This window comes from Trichocoleus sp. DQ-U1, from assembly GCF_039961925.1.
Classification (GTDB): Bacteria; Cyanobacteriota; Cyanobacteriia; order Cyanobacteriales; family FACHB-T130; genus FACHB-T130.
The window spans coordinates 1-19185 of sequence record NZ_JAMPKB010000091.1 but is presented as its reverse complement, the minus strand read 5'-3'; the positions used below and the strand labels follow the sequence as shown (position 1 = coordinate 19185).

Genomic DNA, 19185 nt, shown 5'->3' with positions numbered 1-19185 from the left:
AACAAGTCTTTGAGCCGCTCCCATTGGTCATCGCGCAGGGCATACCGTCGTGTCATTGCTCAGCCTTTTCTTCTCTCTCTTGCTCTAGCTTATCTAATTGATGACACGCCCTAGACATATTGCTCAATCATTTGGCGGAACTGGCTCTTTTGCTTAACGCCCTTCATCTCACCCACTAATTCTTTGTTTTTGAAGAACTGCACTGTAGGCGTTCCGGTAACACCAGCATTCTCGGCAATGTCTCTATCTTCCGCAATGTCAATTTCTACAAAGTGGATTTTGCCATCGAACTCATCCACCACCTTATTTAAGATCGGCTTTAGCGTATGGCAAGGCCCGCAATTGGGCGAGACATATTTGACCATCAGCAGGCGATCGCTATCATGGAATAGCTTCCGCAGCGCATAGCTACCCTCATGCCGCGTCGCTTGCGGGTTAAACGCCGCTTCTGGATTCAGCTCAGCTATCTTATCACCCGGTTCATCTGCCGGTGTATCTGGCTCTTCAGACGTATGTATCTGCTGACGATACTCTTGGAGCAAACCATTAACGGATAGCCATCGTTCCGCCAACATTGCTGCCATACACCCAGTACCCGCCGCAGTAATCGCCTGACGATATTCACGATCCTGGACATCACCCGCAGCAAAGACGCCCTCTACACTCGTCTCCACCGAACCAGGCTTCGTGACGATATAACCAACCTCATCCAATTCCATCTGTCCCTTAAATAGGGAGGTGTTGGGCTGATGACCAACCGCGTAGAACAATCCTTTAACAGGGAGAACACTCTCTTCACCCGTTTGAGTATGTTTGAGCTTAATCCCGGTCATCCGACCATCTTCACCGACAACATCCACAGGCTGAGAGTTCCAGTGAACGGTAATTCTAGGGTTATTCAGCACCCGATCCTGCATCGCTTTACTTGCCCGCATCTTGTCGCCGCGAATCAGCATATGAACGCGATCGCCATACTTAGTCAGGTAAACTGATTCCTCAGCCGCCGAGTCACCCCCACCAACCACAGCCAGTTCCGCACCGTGGAAGATAGGCGTCGCACCATCACAAATCGCGCAAGCCGAGATCCCCCGGCTCCAAAATTCATGCTCGCTGGGCAGCCCTAACCTCTTCGCCGTCGCCCCCGTAGCAATTACAATACTATGAGTTCTAACTTCTCGTTCCTCAGACCGAACAGTAAAAGGACGCTGACTCAAATCCACCGATATCACATCCTCGGTAACTAACTCAGCCCCCCATCTCTCAGCCTGAGCCTTCATCCGATCCATCAATTCTGGTCCGGTAATCCCTTCTGGAAACCCCGGAAAGTTCTCCACTTCCGTCGTGGTCATCAGCTGCCCACCAGGTAGCCCCCCAGCTTGAAAGCCTTCAAACACAAAGGGTTTCAGATTCGCCCGCGCCGCATAGATAGCAGCGGTATATCCCGCAGGGCCAGAACCAATAATCACCAAGTTCTCTACTGTTGGGTTGGTCATGGTAATTATACAAACTCATAACGACTACGCTTAGTCTAGTATAGCGGTTTGGGAGGATGGGGAGGCGATGAGCGTAAGAAACTTTCGCTAGCTGTATATTTTTGCCCATGAATGGGAACCCTTGAAGGGGGAGTGCTGGCATTAACTATATTTTGACCCGCTTCCCAAATGTTTAAAATTCCAGTATCAGGAAGTATTCCGCATGAACGACCAAGCATCAGAGTTACTAGAAAGAATTCGTCAGCAATTTGACTTTGGACCCTATCCCAGAATTCCAATAGATAAATCTCCTAAGGATAATCCTAACTATCTTTTTATTCATAATTTAGTAACACCTTACTACTTAAGAAATCAAAAAATTATAGATACTAAAGAAAAATTAATTTTAGATGCAGGTTGTGGTACTGGCTACAAAACCTTAATATTAGCAGAAGCAAATCCAGGCGCAAAAATAGTTGGCATAGACATATCAGAAGAGTCAATCAAATTAGCACAACAACGCCTAACATATCATGGTTTTGAAAATACAGAGTTTCACATTCTCTCTCTTTATGACTTACCAAAACTACGTTTAAAATTTGACTATATTAATTGTGATGAGCTTCTTTATTTGTTCCCAGATATATCTGTTGGCTTAGCCGCCCTGAAATCTATACTAAAGCCAAAAGGTATTATTCGCAGTAATTTGCATAGTTCCTTGCAAAGATTTACCCATTATCGTACCCAAGAAGTTTTCAAGATGATGGGGCTAATGGATAGTAACCCAGAGGAGATGGAAATAGAAATTGCTGTAGAAACCATGAAGGCTTTAAAAGACGGTGTTGACATAAAAGCTAAAACTTGGAATCCCAGCTATGAAAAAGAAGATGGCAAAGAGGGGGTGTTGATGAACTATCTGTTCCAAGGTGATAAAGGTTACACGATTCCTGATTTGTTCGCTGCTCTGAGAGCAGCAGACCTAGAATTTATCAGCATGGTGAACTGGCGACACTGGGATGTCACTGACTTATTTAATGAGCCAGAAAATTTGCCAGCTTTTTGGGGGATGAGTTTACCAGAAGTTTCTACAGAGGAACGGCTGCATCTTTTTGAACTTATGCACCCAGTTCATCGGTTGTTGGATTTTTGGTGCGGTCATTCGAGTCACGCAGACTCGTTCACGCCAGTTGAACAGTGGGAATTATCGGATTGGCAAGCCGCTAAGGTACATCTACATCCTCAACTAAGGACTTCTCAGGTCAAGGAAGACCTTCTAAAGTGCCTTGTGGAGCAGAAAGCTTTTGAAATTAGCGGTTATGTCACCCACCCAGCTATGGCTCCTGTCCAGATAGACAGTAGTATACTAATTTGCTTGCTACCCCTGTGGGAAGAGCCAAAGCCTGTTAAATTTCTGACGGAACGCTGGCTTAAGGTAAAACCGCTGAACCCTGTAACCTTGGAACCTGTGACCTTCATGGAAGCCCTCAACGAAGTGAAAGAACTTCTCAGCAAGCTAGATTTCTTTCGCTATGTACTTTTAGAACTATCTGCGTAAGAGCTTTGGAAACGGTAACCAAAATTTTTTGCGGAGGATGATATGAAATTGATCGGATGTGGGTAAGTTACATCTAGGAGTACAAGTCAAGCATCCCCCACCCCAAGGAGAAACGCTCATGAAGACCGAACTGAAAGCCAAATTTCTGCAACACCTCAACCAGAAAAAGCAGGACGAAGGTTTCACCCTGATTGAACTACTCGTCGTTATCATCATTATCGGTATTCTGGCTGCCATTGCTCTGCCGTCCTTCCTTAGCCAAGCCAACAAGGGCAAGCAGTCTGAAGCCAAGACTTACGTCGGTTCCCTGAATAAAGCTCAGCAGGCAAACTTCACGGAAAAAAGCGTTTTCATCGGTGGTGGTTCGGCAGCTATCCCGGCTTCGGGCATTGGCATCAAAACCCAAACTGTCAACTATATATACGGTGCATCTACCGCTGGTGCAGGCACTGGTTCATACGCGTCAAGCTATTCTAGTATACCTTCCAACATTACTGCACCTCTGAAAAACTATACTGGCTATGTATCCCTGATTCTGGCTGGTACTGGCACTGCTGCTGGTGCTGGTGAGTACACAAGCGTTGCCGTTTTGTGTGAGAGCAAAACAGCTGGCGGTTTTGGTACAACTCCCCTCGTTGGTACTGGTACTGCTGCTGGTGCCGGATGCAATACTAACCAAGTTCAAGTTGGTGGTACACAGTAATTACTATCCAACAAATACCTGCATGACGGAAACAGTAGGTTGAACTTGACAAAATAAGTGGGTGGTATAGATTTACCCACCCACTTATTTTTTAAGAATTCGGACTTAAAATAAACATACGTTAGTTAATACTAAAATTTAAAATTTTATGACTTCTTCACAAGTTGTAACAACTGCTACGGATTGGCAAAAACAAGCAAATCAATACCTACTTCAAGGATTTTATAGCAAAGCAGCAGACCTTTACGAGACAGCAATTTCAGTTGAACCTGAAGTAAAGGCTTATTACTGGCTTTTGGGATTAATGCTTCTGTTGCAGGGGCAGGAAGCTGAGGCTCAGACAACTTGGATGCTGGGAATTGCAGAGGGAGAACTAGAAGAAATAGAGCTGTGGACAGCGGAATTGGTTCAAGTTCTGCTAACAGAAGCAGAGCGACGAGAAGTTATTGAAGATTATCAAATTGCCTGGGCTATCCGCCAACATATCCGGGAAATTGCTCCAACAGATGCTAACAATATCTTACATATTATTTTACTTTCTATTCAACTGGAAAACTTTACAGGTAAAGATATAACAGAATCAGGAATCATTGAGTTGTTGCAGGAAAAGGAATGCAATGTAGAGTTTAATTTATTGCAACAAGTTTTAGTAAGCCTTATGACTTATGCCTATGCTGACCCGGCAGTTCTCGCATTTACTGAGGCTTGCATAAACTATGGTAATGAGCCTCAAACAATAATTGATATTGTGATACTTACTTGTATAAAAATTGCTTACTCTGGAAACCAACCTAAAATAGCATCGCGCTATGCTGAATTGTGTCTAGATAGATGTAATAACCTTCCTCAGATTCAGTCGCAGCTAACAGTTTTTTATCAAAACTGTTATGAATACGATAAAGGTATAGAAACAGCAAAGCACTGCTATGAGTCATCTACATCTTTACTAGAAAAGGTTTACAGCAATTACCTAATAATTAGAGCATTGATGTCTGCATCGGGGTATTGGGAAGAATCGTGTTTGACATTTGCATTACATAAAGAACTGCTGCTTTCACTTATAAAAGAATGGCCACTAAATATAAACGTAGACTATTTACCATCTCTTTTGGTCACACCATTTTTTGCCCCATACTTCAAAGATGACCTTCCTAATAATCGCTTGATTCAAAATAAGATTGCTCAGATTTGCTATGAAAATCATCAAAAATCAATAAAAGAAGCAGCAAGAGTAGAAGAAAATCAAAAGGTGCCTTCTACTCAAATATTAACTAAAAAGAAAAAAGTTCTCAAAATTGGCTATGTTTCTCAATGCCTAAGAAGACACTCGGTAGGCTGGATATCTCGCTGGCTATTTAAGCATCACGATCGGGAACGGTTCCAAATTCACACTTATCTGGTAGGCTATTTATCGATTGATGATTTTACTCAAAATTGGTTTGTTGGTAACAGCGATCGTGCTTACCGTGCTGATGTTCTCGGCTTAGAAATTCTTAAGCAAATGGAGGAGGATGAACTTGATATTCTAGTCGATCTCGATAGTATTACATCTGGGCATACGTGTCAAATTTTTAACAGAAAGCTTGCTCCAATTCAAGTAAGTTGGTTAGGATGGGATGCTTCAGGGTTACCATCCATTGACTACTTTATTGCAGATCCTTATGTTCTGCCTGATTATGCTCAGGAACACTATACAGAAACTATTTGGCGGCTGCCCAATACCTATGTCGCAGTTGATGGGTTTGAAGTAGCTGCGCCTACTCTGCGGCGCGATCAGCTAGATATTCCCAATGATGCTGTTGTGTACTTTGTTGCACAGAAGGGGTATAAACGGAACCCCGATAATGTACGACTACAGATGAGGATTCTCAAAGAAGTACCGAATAGCTATTTTCTGATCAAAGGCCCATCTGATGAAAAATCTTCACGAACTTTTTTTGAAAAGATTGCTGTAGAGGAGGGTGTGAATTGCGCTCGCCTGAAATTTATGCCAATTGACATTTCAGAAGAAGTTCATCGAGCTAACCTGGGTGTTGCTGATGTGGTACTGGATACTTATCCCTACAACGGAGCTACAACTACTCTAGAAACACTCTGGATGGGTATTCCTTTGGTAACGCGAGTGGGTGAGCAATTTTCTGCACGTAACAGCTACGGCATGATGATAAATGCAGGTATAACAGAAGGTATCGCTTGGACGGATGAAGAATATGTAGAATGGGGAGTTCGTTTAGGGAAAGATGCAGTTTTGCGGCAACAAGTTGCTTGGAAACTGAAACAATCGCGGCAAACAGCTCCTTTGTGGAATGCTAAGCAGTTCACCCGCGAAATGGAAAAGGCTTACGAGCAGATGTGGGAAAAGTATACTCAAGGCAATCGTACTTAAGCAAGCAAACCTTGAACATCGCCACTAACGCGATCGCGAATTTTTTCCACAATAGGCAAGGAACCTAATCCTTGCTGTATCAGCCCAGGAAATTGAGCCAAACTCTCAATGATATTGTTAGCAAAATTATAATTTGCATCAGTTCCATATTGCAGAGTCAAATACTCCAATAGTTCCAGAGCATAATCTGGAAAATTCATTATATCGGCCATGCAAGCTAACTTAAAAATTTGCTTTGGTGTTTTTAAAGGGATACTGATATCCTCTCTAATCAAATCTCGGAAGTAAAACGCATCTGCCCAAAGTAATTGTCCAGCACGAACTCTTGAATGAATAGGTGATCGCGCACGAGTACGATAAGAAGTAGCTAAGTCAAATAATGTAAAGCCTTTTTTTCGGAGATAAGTGTCTACATCCGCAAACAAAGGCTGTTTATCGTATAAATGAGAAAATTCAACTTCAACTTGAACAGCCAGAGTACTGCGTTTTAATATCTCAGAAGCTCCTTCCAAAACTTGCAGATCCGCACCCTGAACATCAACCTGAAGAAAATCAATCTCTTGGATTCCCTCTGTTTGACAAAAAGCATCTAAAGTTGTGGTTTCAATTTCTAGAGTAAAATCTAAATTTACTAACTCTGGAAGTCCGCCAAACCTAGCTAAGTATGGTTCATTGGGTGGATATAAGGAACTACACATGGGATGTTTGGTTACATAGAGTGTAGACTCTCCTACAGAATTTCCCAGTGCTAAGGGAATGTGTTTTTCTGTCCAATTTATTTGTCTAGCTTCAAGCTCAGCGTTCGCTTCATCACAAGCATCTACATCTGCATCGAATCCGTATATAGTGAGCCGAGGTGCAAAGATATCCCAGCCAAGGCTGGTGTAGTCATCGTGACTTCCTAATTTACGAGAACCAACATTACATATAGTTAGATGGAGCTGATTCAAGTGACCGCTTTTCTTTAAACTGGAAAGAAAAACTGACATTTTATATTCCTCGCTTTTGAGTGTTTAATAATTATTAACGACTGAGGTTTTATAATTCCTGGGTGTGCAAAGCAATTATATTCAATTTACCTTGCAAATCTTCAGCAGAATTAACTGGAATAAGCTGCTGTAGGTAAGGCTGATATCGAAATAGTTGATAGCCTCTGGATGTCAGAAAATCGGCAACAGCTAGATTACTGCTTTTACTACCTGCAATATTTTCGTAAAGTATAGCAGGAGTAAATTCGCTGAGAATCTGGCTGCTTCCCTCTAACACTTTCATTTCATGTCCTTCAGCATCAATTTTCAATAAATCAACCTGCTTGACATGTTCGCGTTCAATTAGACTGTCAAGAGAAAAGCAGTCAATTTCCTCAAAATTACCATGCTGGTTTGTTGCTTCTGCATCACTAGAAACTATTTCGTTAAGTTCACTAGCAGCATGGAGAGACAATCGGGCTGTGCCATTGCGATCGCTTGCTGCTCCTGCACAAACTTTAACCCAACTTAAGTCATTAACTTTACAGGTTTCTTGCAAACAACGAACGCAGCCTGAAAAAGGTTCAACAGCTAGTACGCATCCTTCCGCTCCCACCTTTAAAGCAGCGCTGAAAGTATATACTCCTACATTCGCACCCACATCGATAACCGTCATACCGGGTTTTATCCAGTTTCGCCAAAACTCCATTTCTTTCTCGAACCAGTCTCCTTCAGCAATCAGTACGCTGGTTACAATACTGCGTAAACTTGGTTCAACCGCTAATAATAATTTGCCCTCGAAAGGTACATAAGTTAGTAAACTGTCAGCTTCTTTATTAGTCCATTTCCACTCTACAGAACCTGGCATTTTCTTGCTGATATTTCGCCCAATTTCTAGCCATAAACCAGCAGGTTCTATCTGTTGTATATCTCGATAAGCTAAATGTAGCGCTTGCAGAATAATTGCCGAATTTGCTGCTTTTTGCCTAGCGCGGTTTAAATACAAGAGTCCTTCCCATTGATTATTCATCAAACTAGAAATTCCCAGTTTTAGATTAACTGCAAGGGAATCGGGTGATAGTTGAGCAGCTAAATTTAATAATCGTAGTCCTGTTTTATTGTAAAAGACGAGAGTTGCCCAACACAAAATTTCACTGAATAACAACAGTGCTTGAGAATAGCCATCTTCAATTTGCAGAATTTGAGCTAGTTTCTCATACTGGAAATCTATTAAGCTAGTGGGAGTAGGAGGTAGATATACTATACCTAGAGCAATTGGTTTATCATTGATATAAGCAGGCTGGAGGGTAGCAACAAAGGTAGAAAAAGCTGTCTGCATCGCTTGTTCGCTTTCTCCAATCATGGCTAGGACTAGAGCCAGATGAGCTGTGCAGAGGGGATTACCATCCAACTCTGCCCCCCTATTTAAGGCCTCTAAAGCCATCTCAACATAAAGCGAACGCACAGATGGCTCGTGAGACTGTTCTGCCTCAATGAGTGCCACTACTGCAATATTATTTAAATCTAAGGCGGATGTGGGGTCATCCCAAGAAGTACCATCAAGAATGGTGTTTATACGCGATCGCACATTTGAATCGAGGCAAATACAAGCCTTTTCGAGATATTTCCAATATGCATCAGCAGAAGCCAAAGAAGTTGCCATACTCCAACTCAGTTTTTATCATTTCTTATCAAAGTTAGACTATCATCATCTTAAACTAATATACTTCTAGAAGAAAATATCATATTTATTATAAAAACTTAATCAATCTTATTATATTATTTATACAGCTACAAACGATAAAGAAAAAACTTTAAACTTTTAAAAGACTAGTTATACTTTTTTACTTTTAAGCAGGTGATATAAATGCTTTCTCGATTTCGTCAAAGCTTCAGTCAACTAGTAGGTGCGTCCTTCTTAGCCCTGCTGTGTGTTTTGGCAATTGGAGTATTACAGATACCTCAATTAAATAAACTAAGTTCAAAAGCAAAAATTGCCTCAGCAGAAGAACTAGAAAAAGAAGTAGAAGCAGAAAACATCCGTCTCAATTTGCTCCAGAAATTTCCGGACTTTGGATTTGATAATCTTTTGGCCGACTGGGTATTTCTTGGATTTGCACAGTATTTTGGTGATGATGAAGTTCGTAAAGTTACTGGCTATACCCTCAGCCCAGAATATTTTGAAATAATAGTAAACCGCGATCCCAGATTTCGGGAAGCGTATCTTTTTCTTTCAGCTAGTAGTTCTTTATACGCAGCGCTGCCAGAACGATCTGTTGCTTTGATGGAAAAAGGGCTAAAGTCACTTACTCCTCAAGTTCCACCCAAGTCTTATTTTATTTGGCGTTACAAAGGGATGGACGAATTGTTGTTTTTAGGAAATGCTCAAGCGGCAAGGCAATCCTTTGAGAAGGCAGTGGAATGGGCGAAGGTTTATTCCGATCCAGAAAGCAAATCAGTAGCAGAAATTTCTCGCCAAACATCTGAGTTTTTAGTTCGCAACCCTAATAGCAGAAAGGCTCAAGTGTCTGGCTGGATTTTGGTGTTAACAAATCCAGTTATTGACGATCGCACGCGCAAGATTGCTATCAGTCGGATTGAGGCGCTGGGTGGTAAAGTCATTATTACGCCGGAAGGCGGAGTGCAGGTTCAGCTACCGGAGCAAGATTAAGGGATACCGCGCAGGTAGACTTTACCAGAAGAGATGAGATCGCTCTCTTTAACTTTCCTTCGTAGGTGTTAAAAACAAAACTGCCCCACAGCAAGACTGCTGTAGAGCAAGAGGACAGTTAAACGCTTACTCTAGTTTCCAGAAATCTAGCACCCATTGACTTGCCCTGTGTGACGGTATTTACAGTGTCCATTGAGAGAAATTAAAGGCGCGATAGGCTGCAATCCTGCTTGACTGACAAAATTAAGAAGCAGGAATGCGGGTGAGGACCGTAAATTCACGCTTGCAGGATTCATCGTATTGTCGCTTGGAAGCAAGGGCAGGTTGCGGGTCAGGTGCACCAGGGAGAAACGGAGCAACCTGAATTTTCCATTGCTGTGTAATGGCAAGGCGAATCCAGTTCCAACCCAGTTTGAGGTAACTCATCCCTCGTTGCCAGTGAGCATCGACTTGACGACGCTTGCCTGATACAACGACTTGCACTCCTTGTAATACCAGAAATAACATTGTTAAGGCAATGACAGCGCACAACTGAGACAGGGCAAACTTGTCCCGCAGCCTTGACGCTTCCAGTTTTAACCCGTTCGACTTAATGTCCAAAAACGATTCTTCCACCTGAAACCTCAAGCGATATTGGGCAAAAGTTTGCAGGGTGGTTGGTTCGTCACTCACAATCACCCAGGTTTCATTACTTTGCTTATCATGGGCAAATGCAAGATAGACGCTCGAATAGGGCTTGGTTTTGCCGACTGCAACCCCAGGAGTGAAGTAGGCTTGCCCCGGTTGCAACGCCACCGACGATACTTTGCGCCACTGCCCCTTAAGTTGAAACTGGAATGAGCGCTTAATGCGAATCCGAAAATGCCAACCCAGGGTTTCTTTGAGGTACTTCATCAACTTGCCATTGCTCAAAGCCCCGGTCTGCTAACAGGACAACGGCTACGCCAGGGGGCATCACTCGTGCCGCTTGCCGCAGCACCCGTTGAAGCGTCCACAACCGTACCTTACTGCTCGATTGCGCCACCACTCGCCAAGCTACCGGAACCGTTCTGCCCCGATACACCACCCCAATCCAGACGATGCAGAAACAATTCCACACTACGGTTGTGTCCAAGCTCAGATACAGTCGTTGGCTCTTCCACTGGCAGAGAGCTTGCTTGATGAGGGCATGATGGGCTGAAACAACATCAATTCGTCGATTCGATAACCAACGCCGAAACCGTGGTTGGTGCGACTGAGCAACTTTAGCCCGACTGATGACATACACCTCAAATCTATTGAGATGAACATTTTGGCTTTGAATTATGCCAATCATCATCCAACAGAGCGTTTGCAGATGGCGCACATCTTGCCACGGAATCTCACATTGACCCAGATAAGGACACAACGCATCATAAAGACGGGAAGTAGGTGACATTGATTTGACCGATTAGTGTGGTAACTCATCAGCTTAAATCAAGCTCTGCTTCCCTCCTAGCTTTTGTTCCAGTCCCATGCCCTTTTGTCAGTCAATCAGCGCTGCAATCTATGGTTTGTGCCTACTAAAGGCAAGACAGAAGCTGATGGAGGCGTTGGCTAAAAAGATGGATGTAGCAACAAACGATTTAGTATCAAGCCTAAACCAAACCCGCTCCAAGATACGGCAACGAGAATCCAAAAAGCTTGCAGTGCATTGAATTTAGCAGTTTGAAGGTCTAGTCTAGCTAGGGCACCTGCTGAGAGTAGAACAAAAATATTGGCAAAAATATTAATCCAGGTGAGGATAAAGACCCCAGCCAAAGCTCCGGTTATGACTGAAAGGAAGGCTCTAGTATCGGAATTCATCCAACGGGCAAAAAAGATTCTTAAGAGCCTGATAGGAGCCGTTAAAACCAAAGCTATCAACAAGGCTACTCCTATCTCTAACAGCAAAATCTCCCAGGTATATGTAAAGGAAAACAACCAGCCGTATACGCAATAAGTACCCAGAAGCAACGCCAGGGTTGCCCTAGGCAATCTTTTCAGGAAAGACATTCCATTCGTTGCGCTCCTTTTGGCGTATCAATCTTGTACCAAGAGTCTACACTGAGCTAGCAAACTATGGTCTCCTTTTTAGGCTTTTTTTAGGCTGGGGAGATTTTTGTCTTTTGGGCGATCGCGCAAGATACTACTGCGCCTGCAACTTTGTCCTACGCATTCGTAAGCGATCTTCTTGTGCGATCGCAATCACAGAAGAAGATGATTGATATCGCTCTCCCTGTATGGCTGAGTGGTCATACTAAGAGACGACTGAACTCTAGCCGAGTCATCAATAGGGAACACACGACCAGCCGACAGATTCTGTAGAGAGACTGTCGGTTTTTTGTCGTTACAAGCATGTCGCTACAAGCATAAAGACAAGAAGTGAAGAAGAATCTTTCTTCTTCACCCGCGCTCGCATGTTCTGTTTGATAGCGATAGAATCAGGACATGGCTTGAATAATGTAGTCGAAATAAGGAGCCGCGGCTATTGCATCGTCCTCGCTAAGTAAGTCGAGGGAGGCTTTTTTCAAGCAACGGATAGATTCAGCCATGCCTGGGACAGGAACGCCGAGGGAATTGTACATTTCCCGCACGCCAATCAAACCAATTTTTTCAATCGGTTCCTTGTCACCGGACAGAACTCCGTAGGTAATTAGACGCAAGTACCAGCCGTAATCCCGCAGGCACAGCGCCCGTTGCCGCTCCCCGTAGGCATTTCCCCCTGGCGCAATGAAGTCCGGGCGTTTTTGCCAGAGCTGCTTACTGGCTTCTTGAACAATTTTTTTCTCATTTTCAGCCAGCGTGTTGGCGATACGCACCCGCTGTGCGCCAGTTTGCAAAAAGTCTTTGATGCTGTTGAGTTCGCCACTACTGGGGTAACGAAGTTCGTCGTCTGCTTTGAGAATAACTTGGCTAACTACACTCATGATTATCGGGATGATTCAGAATATCATTCGTAGTTTAACGAGTCCGTGGGACACAAATAAAGAGACAGAGATAATATGTCACTAACAAAATCACTAAATACAGGTTCTAGCGAGGCGGGTGAAGACCTTTGGCAACAAGGTCAACTGGTGGAAATAATCATCAGCGATCTTAGTGACAGCGGTGACGGGGTGGGTCGTTTGGGAGGTCGGGTGGTTTTTGTCCCGGATACGGTTCCGGGCGATCGCGTTCTCGTACGCTTAGTGCGAGTCAAACCTCAATATGCCCATGGCAAATTGGACGAGATTTTGGAAGCATCTAGCGATCGCATCCGTCCATCCTGCATTGTGGCAGATAAGTGCGGGGGCTGTCAGTGGCAGCATATTGACTACCAACACCAGCTAGAAGCCAAGAGAAATCAGGTGATCCAAGCCCTAGAACGCATTGGCGGGATCGCCCAGCCAACGGTCGATCCCGTCCTGGCAGTTGCCGATCCGTTGGGCTATCGCAACAAAGCGACCTATCCGGTAAAACGGTCATCTACGGGTCAAGTCCAAGCAGGTTATTACCAAAAAGGCAGCCACCACCTGATTAACTTGAATCAATGCCCGGTTCAAGACTCGCGTTTGAATCCCTTGCTGGCAGAAGTCAAGCAAGACATCCAGGAGCGGGGTTGGGGAATTTATGACGAAAAACTTCACCGAGGGAAAATCCGTCATTTGGGGCTGCGGATTGGGCGACGCACGGGCGAAATATTGCTAACCTTGGTCGTCAAAGATTGGAATCTCGCCGGGATCGATGCTCAAGCTCAGGAGTGGTTAACTCGGTACCCCCAGCTAGTGGGCGTCTCGCTGAACTGCAATCCCGATCGCACCAATGCAATTTTTGGCACGGAAACCCGCTGTATCGCCGGACAACCTTACTTGCTTGAGGAATTCGCGGGTTTACAGTTCCAAGTGCGTCCCGACACCTTTTTTCAAGTTTATACAGAGCAAGCTGAAGCGCTGTTACAGGCGATCGCTGATGAACTGGATCTGCAAGGCAATGAGGTGCTAGTAGATGCCTACTGCGGCATTGGCACGTTAACCTTGCCGTTGGCGCAGAAGGTAAAGCAGGCAATTGGCTTGGAGATGCAGCCAGAAGCAGTCGAACAAGCGACTCTCAATGCCCAATTGAATAACATCACGAATGTAAACTTTTATACGGGAACCGTAGAGACGTTGTTGCCCAAGCTGGAGGTGAAGCCAGATATTGTATTGCTCGATCCCCCGCGTCAAGGATGCTTTAGCTCAGGACATCCGAAGGACGGTCGTGATGTCTTAGAAACCCTCTTAGAAATTCAGCCGAGTCGGATTGTCTACGTCAGCTGTAAACCCGCTACCCTAGCCCGCGATCTCAAATTATTGTGTCAATCGGGCGGCTATAAGCTAACCCGCGTACAACCTGCTGACTTCTTTCCCCAAACGTCTCACGTTGAATGTGCCGCTGTTCTTGTATGCCAATAACAGCCCTCTGTAGTGTACTTGACTGAGGTTCGGGGTGGCTTTTTTAGAAGATTTTGTTACAATAGAGAAAGTGGTTTATCCTACAACTTTTAGGATAAAAAGCACTCCTCTAGAGGTCAGAAGTTAGCAAGTTATTCGTATCCGTCAGAAAGCTAGCAATTTGCCAAGTAATCTAACGGAAAAATGCATTTGGTATCCTCAGATTCAAAAAAGAGAGTACCGGACAAATACGCAATGATTATTGCTTGGCGATCGGTGTATTTAAGCCTGGACATCATCTCGAATCTACGTGATTCCTCTGATTGTACGCACCTGATTGTACGCAAGAGATGTTGTACGCATAAGATGGGTCCAAAACTACTCGTATCAAAGCTGTATAGCGCTACGCGCATACCCTTCGGCATCTGACTGTTAATTCTATTGAATGAAAGTCTAGAGGTTTTTTGAGTGATTGCTATCTCACAGCGTCCGGTAAGGCGAACTTGGGGCACGATAAGCTTCGCTTCTACCCTCTACCTTTGTCCCGTCCTGGATCTTCTGTTAGCTCAGATTCCATCCCGGTGGCAAGCAGAAATTCGGCTAGGGCTGCAAGAGGCGCTAGTCAATGCGGCAAAACACGGCAATAAGCTCGATCCCAGTAAGACCGTGTCCGTGCGCTTTTCGATGGTAGAAGGACAATACTGGTGGGTAATTTCAGATGAAGGAACGGGCTTTTCTCCCCCCTGTGATTGCCATTCTGACCCCGAACAACATCTCCCTGACGACGAAGCAGAAAGCGGCAGAGGGATGTGTATCCTCCACCAAATCTTCGATCAAGTCCACTGGAACCACCAGGGAACGGAACTCAGACTCTGCAAGCAAGTCAAAAATCGCTTCCGGCAACCCCTGCTTTTCTAACGGCTGTGTCCATGAGTCGGGCAAGGCGGTGCTGAGATAGATTTGTCCAGCCAGCCTGAAGCCTGCTGAAAGCGCACCAACGCTTCTTCCGGTTGATCTTTCAGGAGAAATACCAGTGCGGCGATGGCTTGTTCGCCAGCGCGAACTTTGCGGTTAGATTTGAGCCGATGCCAATCATTCGGGTGAATACTCAAACGTTCTGCCAGAGCTTGAGCGAGTTCCAGGGTACTTAGTTCGTTCAAGTCAGAGGTTTTAGAAAGCTGGGTCGGTTGAGACATACTGAAGATAGACTCGCATTTATCCCTACTCTACTGTATGCCGCGCCGTCCCAAAGGATCAGATACATCGCCCCCACTTGGGGATCAAGAGCAATTTGAGCGATCGCTGTTGGAAGTTGAGACTTCGCTTGCCGATCTCAAAGAACGCTACGCCCAAGTGCAGCAAGACAAGCAACGGCAAGCAGAACTCCAGGAACGATTAGACGAGATAAAAAAGGAACAAAAGCTTTCCCAGCAGCGACAACTTCAAGTCGAGTTGCGGCGCATCAAAGAAGAGCTGGATACTATAGAACTTAACTTAGAAAGTCGTCTATTTTCTTGGGACAGTTTAAAAGAACCTTTTTGGCAAGCTGTCCGCTTTGCAGGACTTGGCATTGTTGTAGGCTGGATCTTGAAGTCCTGCGCTAAGTAGGGGTTAGCAGGTTGAAAAGGTGGCAAGTTGAAAGTTAAAGCTTCAACCCTCAATTTTCAACCCTTTAACTATCGAAACCTTCACTTAGCAGATAACAACAGATAACAACATGGTGACTCGACGGATTGCAGACATATTGCGAAATGGTCAGCCAGATGAGCCGCTGACGATCAAAGGCTGGGTACGAACGAAGCGAGAATTGAAAGAATGTGCCTTTGTTGAAGTCAACGATGGCTCATCAATGGCTAATCTCCAAGTTGTACTCAATCCGGATTTGTCAGATTATGGAAACATCATTAAGCAGCTGAACACGGGTGCTTCTGTAGAAGTTGCGGGTGTGCTGGTAGAGTCTCCGGCAAAAGGACAGCGGATTGAGCTGAAGGCAGAAACGGTGAAAGTGTACGGGGAAGCCGATCCCGAAACCTATCCGTTGCAAAAGAAACGTCACTCATTTGAGTTTTTGCGAACAATTGGACATTTGCGATCGCGCACCAATTCCTTTGGCGCAGTGTTCCGCGTCCGCAACGCCTGTTCCTATGCAATTCACCAATTCTTTCAAGAGCGAGGATTTCTCTGGGTTCATACTCCGATTATCAGCGCTAGCGACTGTGAAGGGGCGGGAGAGATGTTTACCGTCACCAACCTCAACCTGAAGGATATCCCCCGCACAAACGCCCAGGAGATTGATTACAGCAAAGACTTTTTTGGACGCCCTGCCTATCTCACCGTCAGCGGACAACTGGAAGCTGAAGTCATGGCGATGGCATTCAGCAATGTTTATACTTTTGGCCCCACCTTCCGAGCAGAAAATTCCAATACTTCTCGCCACTTGGCAGAATTTTGGATGGTAGAACCAGAAATGGCTTTCTGCGATTTAGAAGGCAATATGGACTTAGCAGAAGCCTTCCTGAAGCACGTTTTCAAGTATGTGCTGGAGACGTGTCCTGAAGACATGGAGTTTTTTAACCAGCGAATTGATAACTCCGTTCTCGCTACGGCGGACAATATCATTAACAACGAGTTTGAACGGTTGACTTACACGGATGCGATCGCGCTTTTGGAAAAAGCCGATAAAAAATTCGAGTATCCCGTCAAATGGGGCTTGGATTTGCAGTCAGAACACGAACGCTATCTGGCTGAAGAAGTCTTCAAAAAACCTGTCATCCTCACCGACTACCCAGTAGAAATTAAAGCCTTTTATATGCGTTTGAGCGACGATGAAAAAACCGTCCGCGCAATGGATATCCTCGCTCCCAAAATTGGCGAAATTATTGGGGGATCGCAGCGGGAAGAACGCCTAGATGTGCTAGAACGACGAATTCAAGCTCAAGGGCTAAATCCAGCAGATTATTGGTGGTATCTCGATTTACGTCGCTATGGCACGGTTCCTCACGCTGGCTTTGGTTTGGGGTTTGAGCGCTTAGTGCAATTTATGACTGGAATGGGCAATATTCGAGATGTGATCCCCTTCCCTCGTGCGCCATTGACTGTAGATTTTTAAGTTCAGTAGAGTGGGCAATACCCACTCTACTGAAAGCCCAAAAAGCACAAGGGCAAAGTATGAACTCTTGAAACTATATTTAATTAGCTGACTTGACACGACGGCGGCTGCGACTTAGTAAGGCAAGCGCACCGAAACCGAGCAAAGAGCCAACAGTACCAGGCTCAGGGACGGAAGTGGCAGCAAGACCAACAATATTGCCGCCGCCACTGAAAGTGCCTAGTGTCGTAGCAGCACCTGTGCCCAAGTTGATGCTGTAAATGTTCGAGCCAGAAGCTGCGAAGGCATTATTGACGATGCTACCTCCCTTCTTGGTCGTTACAATGTCAAATCCTCCAGTTTCGCCGAAATCAACACCCAGGGAGCCTATCGTGTTCAGGATGCCAGCATTGGGTGGGTTCTGCTGAACCAATGTGTCGAGAGCAAAGTCAATTCCGTACAGTGCGGTTGTAGTTGTCCCAGCGAAGTTGTTGGTGTAGGCCGCAGCGGTAATATTGGGGTTAGCTCCGAAGTTGGGATCGCCAGATGCATAGTTTAAGGTTCCATCAGTAATCACTGCACCAGTGTCCACGTTTATGCGAAGGTTTTGGTCATTGCTACCGACAAGCCGCAGGCGGTCGGGTACTGGGTTGAAGTCAAATCCAGACTCGAATCCTCCCGTGAAGGGAGTGCTGAGGGTCTTCACGAAAGTAGCAGCACCCGTGGTGGTGTCAATGGTATAAATACCGTTTTTGTCTGTGACACCGTAGAGGAGACCATCGGCTGGTCGAAAGTCAATCCCTAGCACAGTCCCATCAACCCCTGCAATCTTTACGGTGCTAGAAATCTTGGAAAGTTTGCGGTTAAAGAAAACTAGGCTGTTATCGTCGTTCAGACCAATCAGCTTCATGGTCGCTGCCTCTGCGGGTTTAGCAACGCCGAGCAGATCGAACATCGTAGCTACAATTAATGCCGCGATCGCTGTACCAAGCTTAATTAGTTTCATGGGTAGTTCTCCAACTGCTAATTTTTTCTAGTTTTTTCAGCCAAGCTCAACAAGTAACTAAAACTACGCAAATATGCTTAGTTTTAACGGTGATTGACAATGACTGTGTACTGTACGGAGGAACTATCACTACGGTTTTCGGTCACAGTCCATCTTTACAAACTCTTTAATTAGCAGCCTCTTTTGGCTCAAAAGATGAAGTTTTGATGAAGTTTTGATGAAATGCTTGTTTAAACTACGCACGGTAAAACTACAGAAAACAGAAGTTTTTGGTTTGTGTTTCCAGGCAGTGTGGCATTAGTTACAAAGCTTTTCAAAACCAATACTCAGAACACCTTCGTTAGAGCCACGTTTTTATAAAGCGCAGTGAGGCGGTTGAACTCGGTTCTAGCAGAGACGGTGTCAGATTGGTTTGGGGTTTGAGCGCTTAGTGCAATTTATGACCGGAATGAGCAATATTCGGGATGCGATCCCCTTCCCTGGTGCGCCATTAACTGTAGATTTTTAAGAGATGATTTAGTGCGATCGCTTATTCTTGACTTGGTTGGCGAGGAAGCGATCGCTTTTGATATTTTCAATAATAGGGTGGGTATTGCCCACCCTATTATTGCGTTAGTTTCGTGGGTTATTCAGTTTTGTTGTCTTGCTTTTGAGGCATCATAAGTACGAAGACTTTGTTATATTCCGCCAAGGCGAGAATCAAAACGGCAATAGATAAGATATAGCAACCGCCAAGATAGTTAGGACGTAGAGTAGAGATCACCTGTTGTCCTGAAGTTATTCAAGCTGCTCATGGCAAACCCCTATAGTTATGACCTGCGTCAGAAGGTGATCCAAGCGATCGAGTTAGACGGCATGAAGAAAAGTGAAGCCGCACAGGTGTTCCAAATTAGTCGCAATACGATTGACCTATGGCTGAAGCGGCGA

Annotated in this window: 19 protein-coding genes; 10 read left to right on the top strand and 9 right to left on the bottom strand. The window is 44.9% G+C overall.

The features are described 5' to 3' along the window. Positions 1-110: 110 nt before the first annotated feature. Positions 111-1493: a thioredoxin-disulfide reductase gene (gene trxB / locus NDI34_RS24405; protein ID WP_190986633.1), complete on the bottom strand. Its 1383-nt coding sequence runs from the start codon at positions 1491-1493 to the stop codon at positions 111-113. A 202-nt stretch (positions 1494-1695) separates the two neighbouring features. Between trxB and NDI34_RS24400 the strand changes: the two genes are divergently transcribed. The 3 genes from NDI34_RS24400 (at position 1696) to NDI34_RS24390 (ending at position 6116) form a co-directional block, all read left to right on the top strand. Continuing rightward, complete coding sequence (locus tag NDI34_RS24400; RefSeq protein WP_190527779.1) at positions 1696-3027, top strand: class I SAM-dependent methyltransferase; 1332 nt, start codon at positions 1696-1698, stop codon at positions 3025-3027. Positions 3028-3145: 118 nt separating this feature from the next. Next, positions 3146-3730: a type IV pilin-like G/H family protein gene (locus tag NDI34_RS24395; protein WP_190527781.1), complete on the top strand. Its 585-nt coding sequence runs from the start codon at positions 3146-3148 to the stop codon at positions 3728-3730. 148 nt (positions 3731-3878) lie between these two features. Beyond that, entirely contained in the window at positions 3879-6116 is a 2238-nt protein-coding gene (locus tag NDI34_RS24390) for an O-linked N-acetylglucosamine transferase, SPINDLY family protein (RefSeq protein ID WP_190536183.1), read from the top strand. On the opposite strand, the gene NDI34_RS24385 is transcribed toward NDI34_RS24390, so the two are convergent. Both NDI34_RS24385 and NDI34_RS24380 read right to left on the bottom strand, forming a co-directional pair. Then, a complete protein-coding gene (locus tag NDI34_RS24385; protein ID WP_190527786.1) occupies positions 6113-7105 on the bottom strand; it encodes an FkbM family methyltransferase in 993 nt (330 codons plus the stop codon). The genes NDI34_RS24390 and NDI34_RS24385 overlap by 4 nt on opposite strands. A 49-nt stretch (positions 7106-7154) precedes the next feature. Then, a complete protein-coding gene (locus NDI34_RS24380; RefSeq protein WP_190536184.1) occupies positions 7155-8747 on the bottom strand; it encodes an FkbM family methyltransferase in 1593 nt (530 codons plus the stop codon). Between the two features lie 204 nt (positions 8748-8951). Here NDI34_RS24380 and NDI34_RS24375 point away from each other — a divergent pair, with 204 nt between their 5' ends. Further along, on the top strand, positions 8952-9755 hold the full coding sequence (locus NDI34_RS24375; protein ID WP_190527790.1) for a hypothetical protein: 804 nt from the start codon (positions 8952-8954) through the stop codon (positions 9753-9755). A gap of 243 nt (positions 9756-9998) precedes the next feature. Here the strand turns inward: NDI34_RS24375 and NDI34_RS24370 are convergent, their stop codons facing one another. From NDI34_RS24370 to apcD, 4 genes are all read right to left on the bottom strand, one after another. Next, positions 9999-10649: a transposase gene (locus tag NDI34_RS24370; protein ID WP_199300601.1), complete on the bottom strand. Its 651-nt coding sequence runs from the start codon at positions 10647-10649 to the stop codon at positions 9999-10001. Continuing rightward, complete coding sequence (locus NDI34_RS24365; protein WP_348234092.1) at positions 10600-11172, bottom strand: hypothetical protein; 573 nt, start codon at positions 11170-11172, stop codon at positions 10600-10602. Before NDI34_RS24365 ends, NDI34_RS24370 begins: the two co-directional genes overlap by 50 nt. A gap of 158 nt (positions 11173-11330) precedes the next feature. After that, positions 11331-11768 carry a hypothetical protein gene (locus NDI34_RS24360; RefSeq protein ID WP_190429045.1) on the bottom strand — a complete coding sequence of 146 codons (438 nt, stop codon included), beginning with the start codon at positions 11766-11768 and terminating at the stop codon, positions 11331-11333. 428 nt (positions 11769-12196) lie between these two features. Beyond that, positions 12197-12682 (bottom strand): allophycocyanin subunit alpha-B, encoded by a 486-nt coding sequence (gene apcD / locus NDI34_RS24355; protein WP_190429046.1) that lies wholly within the window; start codon positions 12680-12682, stop codon positions 12197-12199. A gap of 75 nt (positions 12683-12757) precedes the next feature. Between apcD and rlmD the strand changes: the two genes are divergently transcribed. Continuing rightward, positions 12758-14185 (top strand): 23S rRNA (uracil(1939)-C(5))-methyltransferase RlmD, encoded by a 1428-nt coding sequence (gene rlmD / locus NDI34_RS24350; protein WP_348234091.1) that lies wholly within the window; start codon positions 12758-12760, stop codon positions 14183-14185. A 447-nt stretch (positions 14186-14632) separates the two neighbouring features. Beyond that, a complete protein-coding gene (locus tag NDI34_RS24345; protein ID WP_190412826.1) occupies positions 14633-15082 on the top strand; it encodes an ATP-binding protein in 450 nt (149 codons plus the stop codon). Here the strand turns inward: NDI34_RS24345 and NDI34_RS24340 are convergent. Further along, entirely contained in the window at positions 15079-15360 is a 282-nt protein-coding gene (locus NDI34_RS24340) for a DUF6439 family protein (protein WP_190536186.1), read from the bottom strand. The genes NDI34_RS24345 and NDI34_RS24340 overlap by 4 nt on opposite strands. Positions 15361-15397: 37 nt before the next feature. Here NDI34_RS24340 and NDI34_RS24335 point away from each other — a divergent pair, with 37 nt between their 5' ends. Together NDI34_RS24335 and asnS are read left to right on the top strand one after the other, a co-directional pair. Then, a complete protein-coding gene (locus NDI34_RS24335) occupies positions 15398-15772 on the top strand; it encodes a DUF2203 domain-containing protein (RefSeq protein ID WP_348234090.1) in 375 nt (124 codons plus the stop codon). A 109-nt stretch (positions 15773-15881) separates the two neighbouring features. Further along, entirely contained in the window at positions 15882-17273 is a 1392-nt protein-coding gene (gene asnS, locus NDI34_RS24330) for an asparagine--tRNA ligase (protein WP_348234089.1), read from the top strand. 79 nt (positions 17274-17352) lie between these two features. On the opposite strand, the gene NDI34_RS24325 is transcribed toward asnS, so the two are convergent. After that, on the bottom strand, positions 17353-18258 hold the full coding sequence (locus NDI34_RS24325; protein WP_348234088.1) for a DUF4394 domain-containing protein: 906 nt from the start codon (positions 18256-18258) through the stop codon (positions 17353-17355). A gap of 412 nt (positions 18259-18670) precedes the next feature. Here NDI34_RS24325 and NDI34_RS24320 point away from each other — a divergent pair, with 412 nt between their 5' ends. After that, a complete protein-coding gene (locus NDI34_RS24320) occupies positions 18671-18766 on the top strand; it encodes a hypothetical protein (RefSeq protein ID WP_348234087.1) in 96 nt (31 codons plus the stop codon). A 284-nt stretch (positions 18767-19050) separates the two neighbouring features. Beyond that, positions 19051-19185, top strand: a 135-nt coding sequence (locus NDI34_RS24315) for an IS630 transposase-related protein (RefSeq protein ID WP_348232470.1), incomplete at its 3' end; no start/stop codon positions are given.

Bases quoted from the DNA above. Each gene is read 5' to 3' on its own strand.
- trxB (WP_190986633.1), bottom strand. From the start codon at position 1,493: ATGACCAACCCAACAGTAGAGAACTTGGTGATTATTGGTTCTGGCCCT.
- NDI34_RS24400 (WP_190527779.1), top strand. From the start codon at position 1,696: ATGAACGACCAAGCATCAGAGTTACTAGAAAGAATTCGTCAGCAATTT.
- NDI34_RS24395 (WP_190527781.1), top strand. From the start codon at position 3,146: ATGAAGACCGAACTGAAAGCCAAATTTCTGCAACACCTCAACCAGAAA.
- NDI34_RS24390 (WP_190536183.1), top strand. From the start codon at position 3,879: ATGACTTCTTCACAAGTTGTAACAACTGCTACGGATTGGCAAAAACAA.
- NDI34_RS24385 (WP_190527786.1), bottom strand. From the start codon at position 7,105: ATGTCAGTTTTTCTTTCCAGTTTAAAGAAAAGCGGTCACTTGAATCAG.
- NDI34_RS24380 (WP_190536184.1), bottom strand. From the start codon at position 8,747: ATGGCAACTTCTTTGGCTTCTGCTGATGCATATTGGAAATATCTCGAA.
- NDI34_RS24375 (WP_190527790.1), top strand. From the start codon at position 8,952: ATGCTTTCTCGATTTCGTCAAAGCTTCAGTCAACTAGTAGGTGCGTCC.
- NDI34_RS24370 (WP_199300601.1), bottom strand. From the start codon at position 10,649: ATGAAGTACCTCAAAGAAACCCTGGGTTGGCATTTTCGGATTCGCATT.
- NDI34_RS24365 (WP_348234092.1), bottom strand. From the start codon at position 11,172: ATGTCACCTACTTCCCGTCTTTATGATGCGTTGTGTCCTTATCTGGGT.
- NDI34_RS24360 (WP_190429045.1), bottom strand. From the start codon at position 11,768: ATGTCTTTCCTGAAAAGATTGCCTAGGGCAACCCTGGCGTTGCTTCTG.
- apcD (WP_190429046.1), bottom strand. From the start codon at position 12,682: ATGAGTGTAGTTAGCCAAGTTATTCTCAAAGCAGACGACGAACTTCGT.
- rlmD (WP_348234091.1), top strand. From the start codon at position 12,758: ATGTCACTAACAAAATCACTAAATACAGGTTCTAGCGAGGCGGGTGAA.
- NDI34_RS24340 (WP_190536186.1), bottom strand. From the start codon at position 15,360: ATGTCTCAACCGACCCAGCTTTCTAAAACCTCTGACTTGAACGAACTA.
- NDI34_RS24335 (WP_348234090.1), top strand. From the start codon at position 15,398: ATGCCGCGCCGTCCCAAAGGATCAGATACATCGCCCCCACTTGGGGAT.
- asnS (WP_348234089.1), top strand. From the start codon at position 15,882: ATGGTGACTCGACGGATTGCAGACATATTGCGAAATGGTCAGCCAGAT.
- NDI34_RS24325 (WP_348234088.1), bottom strand. From the start codon at position 18,258: ATGAAACTAATTAAGCTTGGTACAGCGATCGCGGCATTAATTGTAGCT.